The organism is Pantoea eucrina (genome assembly GCF_001691555.1).
In the GTDB taxonomy this organism is placed as follows: domain Bacteria; phylum Pseudomonadota; class Gammaproteobacteria; order Enterobacterales; family Enterobacteriaceae; genus Pantoea; species Pantoea borealis.
Map to the genome: position 1 here is coordinate 526,630 of NZ_MAYN01000008.1, position 17,148 is coordinate 543,777.

At 57.1% G+C, this 17,148-nt stretch carries 18 protein-coding genes; 10 read left to right on the forward strand and 8 right to left on the reverse strand.

Features of this window, described 5'->3' with window-relative positions; genetic code table 11:
- The first annotated feature begins 117 nt into the window (after window positions 1–117).
- Window positions 118–1,353 carry an alanine transaminase gene (alaC, locus tag BBA90_RS08610; protein ID WP_065648767.1) on the forward strand — a complete coding sequence of 412 codons (1,236 nt, stop codon included), beginning with the start codon at window positions 118–120 and terminating at the stop codon, window positions 1,351–1,353.
- A gap of 41 nt (window positions 1,354–1,394) precedes the next feature.
- On the opposite strand, the gene ypdK is transcribed toward alaC, so the two are convergent.
- The 3 genes from ypdK to BBA90_RS08620 all read right to left on the reverse strand — a co-directional run bounded on the left by ypdK (window position 1,395) and on the right by BBA90_RS08620 (window position 4,301).
- Window positions 1,395–1,466 (reverse strand): membrane protein YpdK, encoded by a 72-nt coding sequence (gene ypdK / locus BBA90_RS19090; protein WP_006120362.1) that lies wholly within the window; start codon window positions 1,464–1,466, stop codon window positions 1,395–1,397.
- 200 nt (window positions 1,467–1,666) lie between these two features.
- Window positions 1,667–2,695: an HlyD family secretion protein gene (locus BBA90_RS08615; protein WP_065648768.1), complete on the reverse strand. Its 1,029-nt coding sequence runs from the start codon at window positions 2,693–2,695 to the stop codon at window positions 1,667–1,669.
- Window position 2,696: 1 nt separating this feature from the next.
- Window positions 2,697–4,301 carry an MFS transporter gene (locus tag BBA90_RS08620; protein WP_065648769.1) on the reverse strand — a complete coding sequence of 535 codons (1,605 nt, stop codon included), beginning with the start codon at window positions 4,299–4,301 and terminating at the stop codon, window positions 2,697–2,699.
- A gap of 152 nt (window positions 4,302–4,453) precedes the next feature.
- Here BBA90_RS08620 and BBA90_RS08625 point away from each other — a divergent pair, with 152 nt between their 5' ends.
- The 4 genes from BBA90_RS08625 to BBA90_RS08640 all read left to right on the forward strand — a co-directional run bounded on the left by BBA90_RS08625 (window position 4,454) and on the right by BBA90_RS08640 (window position 7,046).
- Complete coding sequence (locus BBA90_RS08625) at window positions 4,454–5,239, forward strand: IclR family transcriptional regulator (protein WP_065648770.1); 786 nt, start codon at window positions 4,454–4,456, stop codon at window positions 5,237–5,239.
- 6 nt (window positions 5,240–5,245) lie between these two features.
- Window positions 5,246–5,698 carry a universal stress protein gene (locus tag BBA90_RS08630; protein WP_065648771.1) on the forward strand — a complete coding sequence of 151 codons (453 nt, stop codon included), beginning with the start codon at window positions 5,246–5,248 and terminating at the stop codon, window positions 5,696–5,698.
- 9 nt (window positions 5,699–5,707) lie between these two features.
- Window positions 5,708–6,511: a hypothetical protein gene (locus BBA90_RS08635; protein WP_065648772.1), complete on the forward strand. Its 804-nt coding sequence runs from the start codon at window positions 5,708–5,710 to the stop codon at window positions 6,509–6,511.
- Window positions 6,512–6,764: 253 nt separating this feature from the next.
- The gene (locus BBA90_RS08640; RefSeq protein WP_039379385.1) at window positions 6,765–7,046 is read left to right on the forward strand and encodes a hypothetical protein; all 282 of its coding nucleotides are present in this window, start codon (window positions 6,765–6,767) and stop codon (window positions 7,044–7,046) included.
- A 75-nt stretch (window positions 7,047–7,121) separates the two neighbouring features.
- Here BBA90_RS08640 and BBA90_RS19300 read toward each other — a convergent pair whose 3' ends face one another.
- Both BBA90_RS19300 and BBA90_RS08645 read right to left on the reverse strand, forming a co-directional pair.
- Window positions 7,122–7,268, reverse strand: a complete 147-nt coding sequence (locus tag BBA90_RS19300) for a hypothetical protein (RefSeq protein ID WP_167350666.1) — start codon at window positions 7,266–7,268, stop codon at window positions 7,122–7,124.
- Between the two features lie 260 nt (window positions 7,269–7,528).
- Complete coding sequence (locus BBA90_RS08645; RefSeq protein WP_065648773.1) at window positions 7,529–8,746, reverse strand: L-lactate MFS transporter; 1,218 nt, start codon at window positions 8,744–8,746, stop codon at window positions 7,529–7,531.
- A 257-nt stretch (window positions 8,747–9,003) separates the two neighbouring features.
- Here BBA90_RS08645 and BBA90_RS08650 point away from each other — a divergent pair, with 257 nt between their 5' ends.
- On the forward strand, window positions 9,004–9,243 hold the full coding sequence (locus tag BBA90_RS08650; RefSeq protein ID WP_065648774.1) for a hypothetical protein: 240 nt from the start codon (window positions 9,004–9,006) through the stop codon (window positions 9,241–9,243).
- 35 nt (window positions 9,244–9,278) lie between these two features.
- Here the strand turns inward: BBA90_RS08650 and BBA90_RS08655 are convergent, their stop codons facing one another.
- Entirely contained in the window at window positions 9,279–10,178 is a 900-nt protein-coding gene (locus BBA90_RS08655) for a DMT family transporter (RefSeq protein ID WP_065648775.1), read from the reverse strand.
- Window positions 10,179–10,359: 181 nt separating this feature from the next.
- Between BBA90_RS08655 and BBA90_RS08660 the strand changes: the two genes are divergently transcribed.
- Window positions 10,360–11,232 carry a helix-turn-helix domain-containing protein gene (locus BBA90_RS08660; RefSeq protein ID WP_065648776.1) on the forward strand — a complete coding sequence of 291 codons (873 nt, stop codon included), beginning with the start codon at window positions 10,360–10,362 and terminating at the stop codon, window positions 11,230–11,232.
- Window positions 11,233–11,243: 11 nt separating this feature from the next.
- Here BBA90_RS08660 and BBA90_RS08665 read toward each other — a convergent pair whose 3' ends face one another.
- Together BBA90_RS08665 and BBA90_RS08670 are read right to left on the reverse strand one after the other, a co-directional pair.
- Window positions 11,244–12,245, reverse strand: a complete 1,002-nt coding sequence (locus BBA90_RS08665; protein WP_065648777.1) for a LacI family DNA-binding transcriptional regulator — start codon at window positions 12,243–12,245, stop codon at window positions 11,244–11,246.
- Window positions 12,246–12,327: 82 nt separating this feature from the next.
- Window positions 12,328–12,870: a D-lyxose/D-mannose family sugar isomerase gene (locus BBA90_RS08670; RefSeq protein WP_065648778.1), complete on the reverse strand. Its 543-nt coding sequence runs from the start codon at window positions 12,868–12,870 to the stop codon at window positions 12,328–12,330.
- 211 nt (window positions 12,871–13,081) lie between these two features.
- On the opposite strand from BBA90_RS08670, the gene BBA90_RS08675 reads away from it, so the two are divergent.
- From BBA90_RS08675 to BBA90_RS08685, 3 genes are read left to right on the forward strand one after another with little or no spacing between them, the layout of a single operon-like run.
- Entirely contained in the window at window positions 13,082–14,116 is a 1,035-nt protein-coding gene (locus tag BBA90_RS08675) for an NAD(P)-dependent alcohol dehydrogenase (RefSeq protein WP_065648779.1), read from the forward strand.
- 3 nt (window positions 14,117–14,119) lie between these two features.
- On the forward strand, window positions 14,120–15,637 hold the full coding sequence (gene xylB, locus BBA90_RS08680) for a xylulokinase (protein ID WP_065648780.1): 1,518 nt from the start codon (window positions 14,120–14,122) through the stop codon (window positions 15,635–15,637).
- 17 nt (window positions 15,638–15,654) lie between these two features.
- On the forward strand, window positions 15,655–17,127 hold the full coding sequence (locus BBA90_RS08685; protein WP_065648781.1) for a sugar ABC transporter ATP-binding protein: 1,473 nt from the start codon (window positions 15,655–15,657) through the stop codon (window positions 17,125–17,127).
- Window positions 17,128–17,148 lie beyond the last annotated feature (21 nt).

Here is a 17,148-nt window from a genome sequence, read left to right on the forward strand (position 1 = left end):
AAATATTCTGCTGCTCTCGACAGTGCAGGGCTCTGCGCGCTATGTTCGGGATAAGGTCACAGCGAGTGATCTGCGTCGCTCGGACGGTCCGGGCGCTCACGTAATCCTGAGGACACCATGGCTGATAACAGCATACCCCGTCGTTTCTCGCGTATAGAACGCCTTCCCCCTTACGTATTCAATATTACCGCTGAACTGAAGATGGCTGCACGCCGGCGCGGCGAAGATATTATCGACTTTTCAATGGGGAATCCGGATGGCGCTACGCCACCGCATATTGTGGAAAAACTCTGTCAGGTGGCGCAGCGGGAAGATACGCATGGCTATTCCACCTCAAAAGGTATCCCGCGCCTGCGCCGGGCGATTTCGCGCTGGTACGCTGAGCGCTATGAAGTAGATATCGATCCGGAGTCAGAAGCGATTGTGACTATCGGCTCCAAAGAGGGGCTGGCGCACCTGATGCTCGCCACGCTCGATCACGGCGACACCGTGCTGGTGCCGAACCCCAGCTATCCTATCCATATTTATGGTGCGGTGATCGCCGGGGCGCAGGTTCGCTCCGTGCCGCTGGTGGCGGGCGTGGATTTCTTTACTGAGCTGGAGCGTGCGATTCGCGAAAGCTATCCGAAGCCGAAAATGATGATCCTCGGCTTTCCTTCCAATCCCACCGCTCAGTGCGTCGAACTCGACTTCTTTGAACGGGTGATTGCGCTGGCAAAACAGTATAACGTGCTGGTGATCCACGATCTCGCCTACGCTGACATCACCTACGACGGCTGGAAAGCGCCCTCAATCATGCAGGTGCCGGGCGCGCGCGACGTGGCCGTAGAGTTTTTTACGCTCTCCAAGAGCTACAACATGGCGGGCTGGCGTATCGGTTTCATGACAGGGAACAAAGAGCTGGTAGCTGCCCTGGCGCGCATCAAAAGCTATCACGACTACGGGACATTTACGCCGCTGCAGGTGGCAGCCATTGCCGCGCTGGAGGGCGATCAGCAGTGCGTGCGCGATATCGCTGAGCAGTATAAGCGCCGGCGTGATGTGCTGGTAAAAGGGCTGCATGAAGCGGGCTGGATGGTGGATTTGCCTAAGGCTTCCATGTACGTCTGGGCAAAAATTCCGGAACGCTATGCGCATCTTGGCTCGCTGGAGTTTGCCAAACTGCTGCTGCAGGAGGCGAAGGTTTGCGTGTCGCCAGGCATCGGTTTTGGTGAATATGGTGATACACATGTGCGCTTTGCGCTGATTGAAAACAGCGATCGCATTCGTCAGGCGGTGCGGGGGATTAAAGCGATGTTCCGTGCCGACGGTATCTTACCGGGAGCGATGAAAGAAGCAGAAGAGACGCGTTAAGCGTGAGTCGGGGCGACTGGTATGGTCGCCCCGTCCGGTACTCAGAGCATCAGCACAAAGGTGCCGACCCAAAGCAACACGAAAAAAGAAATGCCCATCAAAGCGTATTTCACAACATAACTCCTCTGTGCGGTTACCGTGATGGCGATCCCAGACCAGCGTAACCCGAACAGAATAAGAGAAAGGTGGAGTTCATCACCGCTACACGCTTTCTACTCAGGTGGTCCCGGCCAGACCGGAACAGGATCGGGCGCTAATTTACGCGGAATCGATCCAGAAATAAATAGGCCGGTTCTGAGATATTGCTCACAATTTAATGGGTCTCAATATGCGGGATCGCCGACATGCCGACGCGCAGCTGTGCCAGATCGGGCTGACCTGCATCAAGCATGATCTTCACCGGCAGACGCTGAACCACTTTAGTATAGTTGCCGGTTGCATTATCAGGTGAGATGGCAGAGAAAGTTGCCCCTGTTGCCGGCGCAATGCTGTCAATCTGCCCGGTAAAGGTTTTACCCGGTAGTGCATCAACAGTAACGCTGACCTTTTGCCCCGGCCGCACGTCGGTCAGCTGGGTTTCCAGATAGTTAGCCGTAATGTAGAGCTGCTGCAGCGGCACCACTGCCAGCAGACGGCTGCCGGCGCTGACATAGGCGCCCGGACGTACCGTACGCTGCCCTACCATGCCCTCAACCGGGGCAACAATACGGGTATAAGAGAGATTAAGCTGCGCCTGGTCGACATTCGCCTGCGCGGCTGCGACATCCGCCTCTGCCTGACGCACGGCTGCCTGCAGGACACTAACCTGCTTACGCGCCGCGTCCAGCGCTGCTTCACTCTGTCGTACTGTGGCCGAAGCGGAACGCTGATTAGCGTCTGCTTTTTGCTGATCGTCAGCCGCAATAGTGCCGCTCTTATAGAGCTGATTATAACGTGCAGCGTTCTGACCGGCGTAGCGGGCCGCTGCCTCACTGGCTGCCAGCGTCGCTTTTGCCTGATTGATGGTCGCCTGCTGCTGCGCCAGCTGCGCCTGGGTGCTCAGCCGTTTAGCTTCGCTCACCTGCAGCGAGGCGCGCGCGGTTTCCAGCGCCACGCGAAAATCGCGATCGTCAAGCGTTGCCAGCAGATCGCCTGCCCGGACGTGCTGATTATCCTGCACGCTGACCCGGGCGATATAGCCTGAAACTTTAGGGGCGACCAGGGTGTAATCCGCATTGACCCAGGCATCGTCGGTGCGATGATCGTTGGCGGTCATTGCACGCCAGACAAAGAAGGCGAGCGCGAGCAGCAGCACTAACAGGGCGCTTAGCAGCGCCGTTCTTTTTACAGCAGAGAGTTGCATATCAGTTTTCCCGACGTGACGTAACAGGTTGAATCAATGTTTGTGGCGGCCAGACGCGATGCGCCAGGCAGAGCGTGAGCAGCACCAGCAGGGCGCCAAAGCCGGTCAGCATCAGCCAGGCATCGCTTAGGCTGAGTACCAGCGCCTGATGTTTCAGCAGAGCGGCAAATCCGCTCAGGTTCTGCACGCTGCTGGCGCTGCCATCCGGCAGCAGAGGCGTGCTGCTGTCTGCCTGCGCGCTGCTGGTCGCGGTCATCAGCCAGCTGCGGCTGGCGGCCTGATCCACCAGCACATGGGAGTGAAACTGTTCGCGATGGCTGATAAACCACTCCACCAGGGTGCTGGCCGCGATGCTGGAAAACCCGCGCACGGTGTTAAACATGGCTGAAGCAAAAGGCCCTTCCGGCGGGGCCACCACGCTGGTGGCGCTCATCAGTACCGGCAGGATCACCATCGGCTGCCCGAACGCCTGCAGGATCTGCATCAGCCAGAAGTTCTGCCGCGCCCAGTCAGTGGTGACCTGCGTGCCCAGCAGGCAGGCAGTGACCAGCAGCAGCACGCCGCAGCACAGTACCCAGCGGCAATCGACCCGGCGAATATTCAGAATGGCAGCGACCAGCGGGGCAATCAGCAGCTGCGGCAGGCCCACCGTCAGCGCCAGCGGGGCAAACTGCAGCGTACGGAATCCCTCAACCTGACCAAAATAGACTGAAGGAAGCGCAGAACCGGAGAGCGCCAGAATCAGCACCGCCATCAGCGCCAGCAGGCCGTGTGCCAGGTTGGGACGACGCAGCATCTGCAGCCTGAACAGCGGCAGCGGATGAAACCACTCGTTGATCAGAAATACCGTCAGCAGCGCCAGCGCGCTCAGCAGCAGCGCGGTAAACAGCGGCGAGCTGAGCCAGTCCAGCCGCTCTCCCTGCGTCAGAGCCAGAATCAGCAGCGCCATGCCGGTGCAGCCGGTGAGCATGCCAAACAGATCGATCTGACGAAAGCGCTCCAGGCGCAGCGGATCCTGTGGCAGCCCCCACGCAATCAGCGCCATCGCCAGCAGCATTGCCGGGATCACCTGCCAGAATACAAACGCCCAGCCCACCTCATCGGTCCAGAACGCGGCCAGCGAAGCCGCCATATTGGGGCCAAAGGTAGCGGTAAGCGCATAGGCGCCCAGGCCATAGAGTTTGATCGGCGGCGGCAGAAAGCGCAGCGCTACCGTCATCAGCAGCGGCGGCAGCGCACCGCCAAATATCCCCTGCAGCACGCGCAGTGTAATAAACAGTGCCGTATCCTGGGTCAGCGGCAGCACGAGGCCGCACAGCATAAAACCGGCAGCAACCGCCAGCGCAAAACGGCGCAGAGAAAAGGTAACGGCAAACCAGGGGGCAATCATCATCGCGGCGACTTCAGCTGCCTGATAGCCGGAGACAATCCAGCTGCCGCGATCGTGACTGATACCGATCGCAGCGCGGATATCTGCCAGGGCAATATCCGTGACCCGATCGTTGAGTCCTGACGTCAGTGCCGCGATCAGCACGCCCACCAGCCCGAGAGCCAGGCGCAGTGTAAACGGGTGCGGAGCTGGCGGAGCAGCGGGCGAAGCGGTCATAACAGAACTCTCATGAATTTATGATGCAGTGTATTACGATGTGATACAGGACGCGCATCTTACATGCCGGTATGATGTATTGCAATGTGATACCCGGGTACAAAAGTGCGATCATTCGCGCTACAGTAAAGCAGGCTCAGAAGGAACGCATCATGGTGGGATCTGCCTCAGGCCGTGAGGATGAAAAAGCGGGTGGCATTCAGGTCATTGCGCGTGCGGCAAAAATTTTACATGCGCTGGGCGAACACCCCGGCGGTATGAGTCTGGGCGAAATAGCACAGGTGGTGAACCTGCCGCGCTCTACGGTACAGCGTATTGTGGCAGCGCTCGACAGCGCTCAGCTGGTGCGCAGCAGCGGGGCAAGGGGACTGAGACTGGGTCCGGCTTTGCTGAAACTGATCTCCAGCGTCCATACGGACGTGGTGGAGCTGGCGCGTCCGCTGCTGGAACAGCTCTCAGCAACGGTTAACGAAACCGTTTCACTGGCGCGCGCCAGCGGGACGCAGCTGGCGATCGTACACTATGTCGTGGCGCCGCGTGAGCTGCGGGTCGTACCGCGTATGGGGCTTAATCTGCCGCTCTACAGTACGTCCGGCGGCCGGGCGCTGCTGGCGCTGGAGAGCGATGAAGATGTGCAGCTGCTGGTGGGCAATGCCTGGCAGGAGCTGACAGATAAAACGGTAAAAACGCTGCCGCAGCTGATGGCGCTGATTGCCGACGTACGCAGCAGCGGTCTGGCGATCGATCGCGGTGAAACGCTTGAAGGGATCACCACTCTGGCGGTCGCCATCGACACCCTGTTTGGACGCTTCTCTATCTCCCTGCTGGTGCCCGGCGCGCGCTTTTCGCAACATGAAGCGCGCTATCGCAAAGAGATCATCACCTGTAAAGAGGCGCTGCTGCGCGAAATTGGCAAAATAACCGCTGTGGAGAGGTAACGGCACATGAAAATGTTGTTAATGGCTATCGATAACTCGCCGGTCGCAGAAAAGGTCATCGCGCTGACAATCGAACAGGCGCTGGCGCTCAGCGCACCGGTTACGGTGCTGTGCTGTATCGATCCCGCCTATTCGGTCTGCAATCAGCCCATTGAAATTGACGCCGGTGAAGATCCGGATGATTTTGTCGCGGCACAAGATGAGCAGAATACCGCCGAGATGGTGGTGCGTCATGCGCTGGCCCCCCTGCTGCGGGCAGGCGTCGATGCCAGAGGCATTATTCTGGCCGGTGAAGCTGCTGAAACCATTGTGGCGCAGGCTGCGGCACTGCGCGCCAGTATGATTATCATGGGACGCCGGCACCTCTCGCCGCTTAACCGGCTGCTGAAAGGCTCGGTCAGCGCGGCAGTGATCGAACGCGCAACCTGTCCGGTTTTGCTGGATGTGCGTAAGGATTAACGCTGCGCTATGACTTTGCTTTTTATGTTAGTGCTGGCGGCGTTTGCATTGCTGGCGCTGGTGATCGTGATGCTGGTACGCACCACGGCGCTGCGTGCCTGGCAGGGTGTGCTGCTGTTTATGCTGCCGCTGGTGGCGGCTAATGCGATCTGGTTTAGCTGGCTGCATCCGCGCCAGGCAGAGAAGGTGCAGGCGGAGGCAGTTGCGCGGCAGCTTAGCGAGGCACCGGGCTACCGTCTGCTGAAGGTTCAGGAGCCGGAGCTATGGCAATTACTGAATCGTGAATTGCTGCACAAGCTGCAGCAGGGTACCTCTGCCGAACGGGCGCTGGGCGACCTGCGGGGCTGGCTGGCTGACATCGTCAATAAACGCATGGCCCGCGCCAGTGATGAGGCGGTCATTGCGTATGTTCAGGTTTCGGTGGAAGAGATGCGTGCGCTGCAGCAGCAGAATCCGCAACGCTGTTTTCAGTTTCTCTATCCGCAGGTCACCGGCGGGATTAATCTGCAGGAGGTGCTGGATCCGGCACTCTATCAGCGCGACAGCGACGCGCTTGAAGCCCTGCTGCTGAGCAGTCAGGGGGCGGAGCAGCAGATTGACCGGCCGCTGGCCCGGCGCGATCTGCGTCAGGTAGTTGACCAGCTATACGGTAAATGGGGCAATAAACTTCAGCAGCTCAATCAGCCAGCTGATACCGCCGTTGATCGCAGTGCGTTATGTGCAATGTCTATCGATCTCTACAGCGCTATTCTCGCATTGCCAGCTAAGCGCGCCGCCGGTCTTTTACGTAATATGGTGCACAGTAACGGATAACCGATGAAAAAAAGCCCGCTCAGCGCGGGCACAAAGGTCACTTTGTTACTTTTTTATTATTGATATTACCTGGTGTGGAGCAGACATCGTGTGGTCTGACTGCACTATCGCAGTTGTCATATGATAAGAAAAGCCGTTTGGTTTTATTGATTCAATTGGTAAAATCACTGGTATCAAGACTATTTCGCGCGTTTTCCTATAGTCGCGCAGGGGCATCGTTGTTTACACTGCGACGCCTGAAGAGGACACCTGAATGAAAAATATCGTTACCGGCGCGTTAGCGCTTATTATGCTGGCTGGCTGCAGCGTTAATCAGCCTGGCGGATTTGAACGTGTAGATGAAGATAACACGTCGAACACTGTTCAATATCGTTACGATCCGCATAGCCTTAATCGGGATGCCATGAATGTTGACCTGGCAAATTACTGCAGTGAACGGGGTTTTGATAAAGTGGATTCACTGCCTGCTCAGGACAGTCATCTGCCAGGATTAAAGAAAGCCTGGTATCAGTGTAATTACGCGATTAAAAGCTAAAAAAAGGGCGGGATATATTCCCGCCCTGGTTCCTTCTATTTCTTTTTTTATTAGTGCTGTGTGAGCTTTGCCCAATTATCCGTGACGATGCCCGTAGTGGCCATGGTGCCAGCCGCGGTCATGACCCCAGCCAGCGCTGCGGCCACGGTCGTGCTCAATAATACATCCGCTGAGCAAACTGATCATGACTGCCATCGACGTTAATGAAATAAGCTTCTTCATGGAAAGACCTCCTCTTTTCCAATGAGGTCAGATTACGCCAGAATAGTGGAGTGAAGATGCAGCAAATGTAGATTTATTTATATAAATATTGCCAGATGTGTCAAAATAAAAGAACAGCGAGGCAAATATATCTATTTGAATCGGAATAAGCTGAATAGCGCTTTATAATAGCGCGACAATTCTGAAAGGCAATAACCTGGTAACGCTAATGACTTAATAAAAAATGCGGGCGCGGTCTGCTGACCACGCCCGCACATTAATCAATTATGCAGAGCCGGTCTGTTAATTGTCTGACGTCGCGGCTGACGAACACTCAGTGAAAGCAGCAGCGAGATAACCAGCAGCGTCATGATTAAACTAAAGGTAACGGTAAAGCCGCCGAACAGTGAGGCGACCAGCGAACCGAGCACGCTGCCAATACCAAAACCCAGGTAGATTAGCCCGTAATTTTTTGTCAGATTATTCAGACCAAAGAAGTCACTGATCAGCGCCGGGAAAACGGTGATTGTGCCGCCAAAGCTGAAGGCTACGCAGGCCAGCGAGACAAAAAAGGTGGTTTCATTCATACGGGTAAACAGCAAAATACTCATGCCTGCGAGCGCAATGCATTGTGCCAGTGAGATCACCCGGATACGGGCCATTTTGTCTGACAATACGCCCAGCGTTAACCGGCCGCTAAGGTTGGCAATCGCGATAACCGTTACGGCGCTCGCTGCTATCTGCGGCGTGAGATGCACCATCCCTTCACCGATATCTTTCGCTACGCCAATTACATACAGGCCGCTCATACAGGCAGTAAGAAACATCAGCGCCAGCATCCAGTATTGCGGCAGGCGTATCGCCTGCGCCAGCGTAAAATCGCGGCCGGCATGGTGCGGATTACTGCTGGCAGTGCGCACCGGCGCATCGCGCATGAGCAGCGCACCGCAGAACATCATGCTCATTGCCAGCACGCCCCAGATCATAAAGGTGTGTTCCAGGCCGACCGCATCCAGCAGGGTGCCGCAGACAAATTTGAAACCCAGACTGCCCAGGCCATAAGCACCGATCGAACAGGCAGAGATAAGACCTTTGCGTTCAGGAAACCACTTTACGCAGTTTGACAGCGTCATCAGGTAGCCTGCGCCATCCGCCAGGCCTACCAGAATACCGGCGCTCAGATAAAGCATCATCAGGTTATCGGCCTGAGCGGTCAGCCAGAATCCGGCTGCCATCAGAATACCGGCTCCGATAGTCACATTACGCACGCCAAAACGCTCCTGCAGTTTGCCTGCCAGCGAGGAGGCGATAGCCAGCCCCAGACTCAGCAATCCAAATGAGAACGCGACCTGACTGACAGATTCGTGCAGTTTATGCGCCAGCGCGCCGTTAAAGAGACTCCAGGTATACACGGAGCCCAGCGCAAGCTGGGTAATGACAGTGCCGATCAGAGTCAGTGTGCGGGTACGCCGGTAGTGCGCCGTTGAAGCTGTGGTCATTGTTAATCTCCCGTCCGGGAATATGAAGTCTGCTGGCAGCTTAGCGCGCACGCGCGAGGCAGTGGCCGGATCCCGCCTCAGCCGCCGGGAACAGAGAATGAAATGCCATTTTTCCGGTATGAATAGCAGCGGCATGACAATTCACGTCACGCTGTTTCGCCTGATGAACATATGTAAGCAGGTGTGTTGAGCGCGGCGATTTTCCTGCAGAGTCCGGGAGGTTTGCCAGGCTTACATTTCAACCAACGGGAGGAAATATGAAAGACCGGGCATATGAATCCGTATCGAGTGGAGATGAGGTCTGCTGTCTTATCGGTCAGGCGGTGATCGAATTAAGCGATGAACATCAGCCTGTCAACAAAGCCACGCTGTCGTTAAAGCTGCTGGCTATGGCCGATCGTGACAGCGATGATGAGCGGGTAATGCTGTACTGGATCGCCAGAAAAGCCCTTAATCAGCCACAGCAGCTTCAGTCCGGCGCAGGTGGCTGGCGCTAGAGGATAGGGAGCGGGCTGCAGGCCCGCTTCTGCTGTCAGGCTGTGCGCAGCGCACGGCTGACTGGCCAGCGTACAAACATGACAAGGTTGCCCAGTAAAATCAGTGCCAGTCCTGACACGGCATTAGCGTGCCACTGATAGCCTTCATATATTGTCGAGAGCGTCAGCGCGACCAGCGGAAACAGCAGCGTACTGTATGCTGCCTGACTGGCGCCGATGCGCCCCACCAGCGTGAAGTAAGCACCAAATCCAATCACAGAACCAAACAGCGCCAGATAACTCATCGCGCCCAGCCACTGCAGATTAGACGGCAGCTGCAGCGCATCCCCGTTAAGCCACGCCATTGCTGCCATGATCAGCGCGCCGTAAAGCATGGCATAGCTGTTGGTGGTCAGAATATCGCGCTGGCGGCGCTGATGCCGGGCCGAAATCATATTACCCAGGGAAAAGCCGAAGGTGCCCAGGGCACTCAGGCCCGCGCCCCATAACAGCTGCGGTGAAGGGTGCGCCGCACGGATATCAGTCCAGAAGAGCGCGACGATACCGCTCATACCGAGCAGCGCGGCAGGCAGCAGGCGCAGCGGCGGGCGCTGACCAAAAAAGAGCCAGCCGTTAAGCGCGTTGAAGATCACCGCCATGGAAAAAATCACCGACTCCAGACCGGTGCTAATCCACGCCGCCGCATGATAGAAACAGACAAAGTTAAAGCCAAACACGCAGCCTCCCTGCAGCAGACAAAACAGATGATCGCGCGTATCCAGCGATCGCAGACGGCGGCAAAGCGTCAGCAGCACCAGCATCAGCAGCGAAGCAAAGAGAAATCGCCAGAATACCGCGACATAAACCGGCGTAGTGGCCGCGTCCTGCTGCAGAAAGATCGCCAGCCAGGTGGTGCCCCAGATCAGCACCACGCTCAGATACAGCACTATATTCATTGTTATTACTCCGGCAGGGAGGGGAGTGCAGTATCCTCACTTGCGCGTACGGACGCTTGCACCGTATTGCGCAGCACTTGCAAAAACTTGCGCTTTTTCACTCACAGACCGGCTGCAGCGCTGTTTTCCGTCGTGCGGACGCGTAAACTGCTGTTTAACCGCTGCAGATGTGATGTGCGCCATGTCCGATTACCAGACTTTTACCATGCTAAAAAACCGCAAGGCTCAGCTGCGCGACAGCGTACCGCTCTCGGGCGGTATCCGGCTGGCAGCCTGGTTTAATAGCGGTGACCGCGTCACCAACCACAGCGATCATCATACCCTGAGCCTGTATACCGAAGAGGGTTATGATACCTGGCATAAAACGCCACACGGGTGGCGCAACGGCGGCGCGCCGGATCGTTTCTGCCTGATGCCGTCCGGTATGGAGTCAACCTGGGATTTACGGGCCGATCTTTCATTTGTGCATCTCTACTGCACCGATACACATTTACGTCAGCTTGGTGAACAGATCTGGGATCGCTCGCCGGCCAGCCTGAATCTGCAGGAAAAGATTTTTGCTGATGACGATCGTATTACCCAGCTTTACCGCCATTTTTTACTCAGCGTCAGCTGGCAGCAGCCCGCCAATCAGCTGATGCTGAGCAGCGCATCGACGCTGCTGCTGACGCACCTGCTGCAGCGCTATAGTGATGTGGAGTGGCAGCTGCCCGCTGTGCGCGGTGGGCTGGCACCCGCCGTGCTGCGGCGTATTATTGCCCTGATTGATGCGCAGCTTGATCAGCCGCTGACGCTGGCGCGGCTCGCCGCAGAAGCTGCGCTCAGTGAATACCATTTTGCCCGTATGTTTCGCAGCAGCACCGGCAGCGCGCCGCACCAGTATGTTATGCAGCGCCGTATGGCAGTGGCGAAAGAGCTACTGATGCACAGCACGCTGCCGCTGACTGAGATTGCGCTGCGCTGCGGCTTTCATTCTGCCAGCCATTTCAGTAACCGGTTCCGTCAGCTGCATGGCGTGGCCCCGTCAGCGTGGCGGCAGGGCTATAGCCGGTAAAAAACGCGTTATCAGGGGATCACTTCACCCCGCACGATAACTTTGCCCGGCTTACTGTCACTCTCATTGATGCGCCGGATAGCCAGATTCAGCGCCTGCCAGGCGATGCTCTGCAGATCGTGTGCGATGCAGGGAAAGTGAAAGCCATAAATATCCGCCTGCGTAACCTCGTCAATGCTGAAGAGTTTTACCTGCTGCTGCAGACTGAGTGAATGATCGATGCAGGCTTTAATAATGCCGAGTGAGATCTGATTGTTACAGCCCACAAAGTAGTCAGGGGCAGGGTGATGGTTCAGCCAGCGGCGGGTCTCCTGCCAGGCTGCATCCATAAAAAAGTCAGCATAGAGCACTTCCAGCGAGGCAGCTTTGCCCTGCAGCGCGGCCTGCAGACCGAGCACCCGCTCACGTGCAACGTTCGACTTTTCGGGACCGGAGACCACCACAATACGCTGTGCCCCCTGTTCCGCCAGCCAGCGACCGGTCTGCAGGCCACAGTCGAGGTTATCAATATAGACACCGCTGCAGTGAGAAACCTGCAGTTCACGATCGACCAGCACCACCGGTATATTCAGCGTCTCCAGCCGCGTCATATAGGCCGGATGATAGTGAAGATCGTTGGAAATCACCGACAATATAATGGCATCAACGTTGTACCCGATTAGCCTGTCGATGATACGGTTCTCATTTTCCTGCGACTCACAGGAGTCAAACACCAGCGTATCGTAGCCCAGCTTATTTGCCTCCAGCGTCATTAGACGCGTCAGGCCGCCAAAGAAGGGGTTAGCCATATCGGGATTAACGATGCCAATAGTTTTGCTGCTCTTTGCCCGCAGGCTGCGCGCCGCCGTATTCATCACATAGCCTAACTGCTCTGCGGTAGCATGAATGCGCTGCAGCGTCTCCGGATGCACTTTTTCCGGCTGTGAAAAGGCGCGTGAGGCGGTAATTTTGCTCACGTTTGCCTGGGCAGCAACGCTTGCCAGCGTTGCCTTGCGTCCCCGTCCTGCTGCCAAGTCTGGCTCCTTAATCAACCCTGTCATTTTGTATCATGAGTCAATCATGGCAGATCGTTTAGCGTTAAGCGATCTCGCTGCGTTATGCGAGTCGTCTGACGCGCGGGTCCGTGAAAATATCCAGGTCGTCGCGGCTTTCTGATGAAAACTCCGAGACAACGGCCCCCTGGTCACCCGCCTGAAACCAGTGCCGCGTATCGGGTTTAATCGTGTACTGTTCGCCCGGACGCAACAGAATATAGCGGCTGCAGGTATAGGCGGTTTCGCTGCCGGCAGGCACCTGACAGCGCGGAGAGCCCGCCGCATCGTTTGGCGTGAGCTGCTCATCATCGACAAACAGATAGACTTCGCCCCAGCGACAGCGAAAGGTCTCCTGCTTGCCTGGCGTACCGTTAAACGGCGGATGCCGATGCTCAGGGCAGGTCTGGCGGGGAAACAGCACCAGTTCTTTAGCGCAATAGCGCGGTTCATTGATATAGGTTAACAGCTGCAAACCTGAAGCGGGGTAGTCGTCCAGGCCGAAAGTGGCAATTTCAATTTTCTCCTGCTCTGCAGGGGTAAGAACAATATTCGCCTGCTGCAGAAATGTCAGGGTGCGCTCAATCGCCTGCGGATAATCGGTCATGCGGTTTCTCCTGTAATGATATCGATACCATTAAAGCGTGTTCCGCTTATGATCTTCTGTGATCCCGATCCGCAATTCGTCGGGTCAGTGACGAGAGCATGGTTTCAGATCGGGATTATTGAGTCTGCATCACAGTTTTAGCGTTTTTTTTACGTCACTATCGCCGCATTGAAATGATATCGATACCATTAAAATGAATCCGGGGGCATTAATGAAAGCGTTAGTTCTGAGTCAGGCAGGCCACATTGCGATTGAAGATCGGGAATTTGATGAGGTGCTGGGCGATGACGATGTCAAAATCAAAATTCACTCAGTAGGCATTTGCGGCAGCGATGTTCACTACTACAAACATGGCCGGATTGGTCCGTTTGTGGTGGAGGCACCCATGGTGCTGGGCCATGAAGCTGCCGGCATTGTGCTGGAGACCGGAAAAAACGTCACGCACCTGAAAGCAGGCGATCGCGTCTGTATGGAGCCCGGGATCCCGGATTTGAATTCCGATCAGTCGCGTGCGGGTCTCTACAATCTCGATCCCGCCGTACGCTTCTGGGCGACGCCGCCGGTGCACGGGTGCCTGCGTGAAACGGTCATTCATCCCGCGGCGTTCACATTTAAACTGCCGGAAAATGTCAGCTTCCGCGAAGGAGCCATGGTTGAGCCGCTGGCGGTGGCAATGCAGGCCGCGACCAAAGCCGGGATCAAACCCGGCGATATTGGCCTGGTGCTGGGTGCCGGGCCCATCGGCGTGGTGACTGCGCTGGCAGCGCTGGCAGGTGGCTGTTCTGATGTGATCATCTGCGACATGTTTGATGAAAAGCTGGCCGTGGCGGCGGAGTATGAAGGGCTGCACGCCATCAATATCAAAACCGGCGATCTGGCCGGCAAAGTCTCTGAACTCACCAGCGGTAACGGTGCGGATGTGGTGTTTGAATGCAGCGGGGCTAAACCTGCTATTGCCACGCTGGCAGAACACGCGGCGCCGGGTGCGACGGTGATTCTGGTGGGTATGCCGGTGGACGCCGCACCGATGGACATTGTTGCGGCCCAGGCCAAAGAGCTGACCTTCAAAACCATTTTTCGCTACGCCAATATGTATCCCCGCACGCTGCGCCTGTTGAGCAGCGGCAAGCTGCGGGTAGAGCCGCTTATCAGCCACACCTATAAATTCGCCGACAGCGTTGAAGCGTTTGATCGCGCCGCCGCGGGTCATGCGGCAGATATCAAAATCATGCTGGAGATGGAGTGACGCATGGCGCTCTATGCAGGCATTGATTGCGGCACGCAGGGAACGCGTGTGGTCATTGTGAATAGCGAGCAGGGGGCGATTGTCGGCGAAGGCAGCGCGCCGCACCGGCTGCAGAGCGACGCAGATGGCACACGTGAACAGCATGCCAGCGAGTGGATTGACGCGCTGGTCACGGCATTCCATCAGGCAGCATCAGACGCCGGTATCGATACACAGCAGATTACTGCGCTGAGTGTCTCTGGTCAGCAGCACGGCTTTGTAGCGCTGGATGAAGCCGGAGCAGTGCTGCATCCGGTAAAGCTGTGGTGCGACACCGCCACCGATGCGCAGAACAGCTGGCTGCTGCAGCAGCTGGGAGGGATCAGCGGTGCGCTGGCGCAGCCAGGGCTTGTTCCGGCGACCGGCTACACCGCGTCGAAAATTCTCTGGCTGAAGCAGCAGCATCCGGCGCTGTGGGCGCGTTTACACACCGTGTTACTGCCGCACGATTACCTTAATTTCTGGCTGACCGGCGAACGGGTGATGGAGTATGGCGACGCCTCCGGCACCGGCCTGCTGGATATCCGCCGCCGCCGCTGGGATCGGCACACGGTGGATCTTATCGATCCGGATGGCCGGCTGTGGCAGGCGCTGCCGCCGCTGGCTGCTGCGCACGACTGTATCGGCACCCTGCAGCCGGAAGCCGCGCAGCGTCTGGGATTACGCCATGCGGTGCGGGTGGCGACAGGCGGCGGCGATAATATGATGGCCGCCATCGGGTCCGGCAATATTGCGCCGGGCACGGTAACGCTAAGCCTCGGCACATCCGGCACGCTGTTCGCCTGCAGTGACACGCCTGTAATCGACGAGCACGGGCTGATTGCCAGCTTCTGCTCCAGCACTAACCGCTGGCTGCCGCTGATTTGCACCATGAATGTTACCTCTGCAACCACGCTGATCCAGACGCTGCTGGCAGAGGATATTGCCGGCTTTAATCAGCTGCTGAATCAGGCAGAGCCGGGAGCGGAGGGCATTGAGATGCTGCCGTTTTTTAATGGCGAGCGCACGCCGCCTCTGCCCCATGCGCAGGCGAGTCTGCATAACCTGAATGCCGTGAATTTTACCCGCGCGAACCTCTGCCGCGCCGCCGTGGAGAGTGCGACCTACGGATTACGTTACGGACTCGACCTGTTCCGGCAGCAGGGCATCAGCGCGCAGGAGATCCGCCTCACTGGCGGCGGCTCACGCAGCAGCGGCTGGCGGCAAATTGTTGCCGACGTCATGAATTGTCCGGTGGTCTCGCTGCGCATCCCTGAAACCGCCGCGCTGGGCGCAGCAATTCAGGCGATGTGGGCCAGCGCGCTGCTGGATAACCCTGCACAGCAGCCGGATGCGTTACTGCAGTCGCTGTGTCAGCGCTTTGTCACGCCGGATGAAAGCACCCGCGCCGTGCCGGATCCCGCTCGCCATCAGGCCTATGAAACGCATTATCAGCGCTATCTGAACCGTCTCAGCAGTACTTATCCGGAGGTGGCATTGTGACACGAAATAACCAGGAGATGCTGCTGGAGGTTACGGGGATCCGCAAAGCGTTTGGCCCGGTTGTGGCGCTGAAAAACGCGGAGTTTGCGCTGCGCCCCGGGTCAATTCATGCGCTGTGCGGCGGCAACGGTGCCGGAAAATCGACCTTTCTCAGCATCCTGATGGGGTTTATCCAGCCCGATGCCGGAGAGATTTTTATCCGCGGCAGGCGCTGCAGCTTTGCCCATCCGCGCGACGCGCTGGCTGCCGGTATCGCGATTGTGCAGCAGGAGCTAAGCGCGATTCCGGACCTGACGGTGGCCGAGAATATCTGGCTGGGACGCGAACCGCGCCGGTTTGGTTTTGTTGACTTTGCCACGCTCAATCAGCGCACCCGCGTGCTGCTGGAGGAGCTCGATTTTGACATCTCTGCTACCGAAAAAATGCGTAACCTCAGCGTTGCCGGGCAGCAGCTGGTGGAGATCGCCAAAGCGCTCTCTCACGCGAATGCTGACATCATCATCATGGATGAACCGACTTCAGCGATTGGCGAAGAGGATGCGCAAAAAATCTTTCAGACTCTCGCCCGGCTGGCGCAAAAGGGCAAAGGCATTATTTATGTCTCCCACCGCCTCTCTGAGATTTTTCAGATTGCCGACAGCTATACCATCTTTCGCGATGGCGCCTGGGTGCAGGAGGGCATGCTGGCCGACATCACGCGTGAACAGCTGATTGAACAGATCATTGGCGGAGAATATGAGAGTGAGTTTGCCAAGTTCAATCAGCCGGGCGATGAGGTGATGATGGAGGTAAAAAACCTGCGCTGGCGTAACAAAATCAACGATATCAGCCTGCACCTGAAGCGGGGCGAAATCCTCGGCATCTACGGGCTGGTCGGCTCCGGGCGCAGCGAGTTTCTCGATTTGCTGTTTGGTATTGAACACGCAGACAGCGGCACCATCCGGCTGGGCGAGGTAGTACTGGGTCGCCATTCACCGAAAGAATCGATCCGGCACGGCATCGCTTATGTCACTGAAGATCGCAAAGCGACCGGCCTGGTGCTCTGTCGTTCGATTCGGGAAAACATCAACATCGCCTCATTTGGCGCCATCTCCCGCGCCGGCTTTATCAGTGAGAAGCAGGAGCAGGCGCGCAGCCTGGAGATGATCAAACGCTTTAACGTCCGAACGCCGGATGCCGAACAGCTGGTGGGCAATCTCAGCGGCGGCAATCAGCAAAAAGTCGTGCTGGGGCGCTGGGCGTTACTCAATCCGGAGGTACTGCTGCTGGATGAGCCTACCCGGGGTATTGATGTCGGTGCAAAGAAAGAGATTTACCGCTTTATGTCTGAGTTTGCATTGAAAAACAAGGGGATCGTAATGGTCTCCTCAGAGCTGTCGGAAATCATCGGCATGAGCGATCGCATTCTGGTGTTCCGCGACGGGCAGCTGGCGGGAGAATTAAGTGCGGCTCAGGCAACGCAGAGTGAACTGATGAAGCTGGCGGTTTAACAGAGAGACAACGTTATGAAC

Excerpts from the sequence above, each read along its gene's own strand:
- BBA90_RS08660 (WP_065648776.1), top strand. The coding sequence starts at position 10,360 with ATGTCCGATTACCAGACTTTTACCATGCTAAAAAACCGCAAGGCTCAG.
- BBA90_RS08630 (WP_065648771.1), top strand. The coding sequence starts at position 5,246 with ATGAAAATGTTGTTAATGGCTATCGATAACTCGCCGGTCGCAGAAAAG.
- BBA90_RS08640 (WP_039379385.1), top strand. The coding sequence starts at position 6,765 with ATGAAAAATATCGTTACCGGCGCGTTAGCGCTTATTATGCTGGCTGGC.
- BBA90_RS08685 (WP_065648781.1), top strand. The coding sequence starts at position 15,655 with ATGCTGCTGGAGGTTACGGGGATCCGCAAAGCGTTTGGCCCGGTTGTG.
- BBA90_RS08635 (WP_065648772.1), top strand. The coding sequence starts at position 5,708 with ATGACTTTGCTTTTTATGTTAGTGCTGGCGGCGTTTGCATTGCTGGCG.
- alaC (WP_065648767.1), top strand. The coding sequence starts at position 118 with ATGGCTGATAACAGCATACCCCGTCGTTTCTCGCGTATAGAACGCCTT.
- BBA90_RS08675 (WP_065648779.1), top strand. The coding sequence starts at position 13,082 with ATGAAAGCGTTAGTTCTGAGTCAGGCAGGCCACATTGCGATTGAAGAT.
- BBA90_RS08655 (WP_065648775.1), bottom strand. The coding sequence starts at position 10,178 with ATGAATATAGTGCTGTATCTGAGCGTGGTGCTGATCTGGGGCACCACC.
- BBA90_RS08625 (WP_065648770.1), top strand. The coding sequence starts at position 4,454 with ATGGTGGGATCTGCCTCAGGCCGTGAGGATGAAAAAGCGGGTGGCATT.
- BBA90_RS08645 (WP_065648773.1), bottom strand. The coding sequence starts at position 8,746 with ATGACCACAGCTTCAACGGCGCACTACCGGCGTACCCGCACACTGACT.
- BBA90_RS19300 (WP_167350666.1), bottom strand. The coding sequence starts at position 7,268 with ATGAAGAAGCTTATTTCATTAACGTCGATGGCAGTCATGATCAGTTTG.
- BBA90_RS08670 (WP_065648778.1), bottom strand. The coding sequence starts at position 12,870 with ATGACCGATTATCCGCAGGCGATTGAGCGCACCCTGACATTTCTGCAG.
- BBA90_RS08650 (WP_065648774.1), top strand. The coding sequence starts at position 9,004 with ATGAAAGACCGGGCATATGAATCCGTATCGAGTGGAGATGAGGTCTGC.
- BBA90_RS08615 (WP_065648768.1), bottom strand. The coding sequence starts at position 2,695 with ATGCAACTCTCTGCTGTAAAAAGAACGGCGCTGCTAAGCGCCCTGTTA.
- BBA90_RS08620 (WP_065648769.1), bottom strand. The coding sequence starts at position 4,301 with ATGACCGCTTCGCCCGCTGCTCCGCCAGCTCCGCACCCGTTTACACTG.
- xylB (WP_065648780.1), top strand. The coding sequence starts at position 14,120 with ATGGCGCTCTATGCAGGCATTGATTGCGGCACGCAGGGAACGCGTGTG.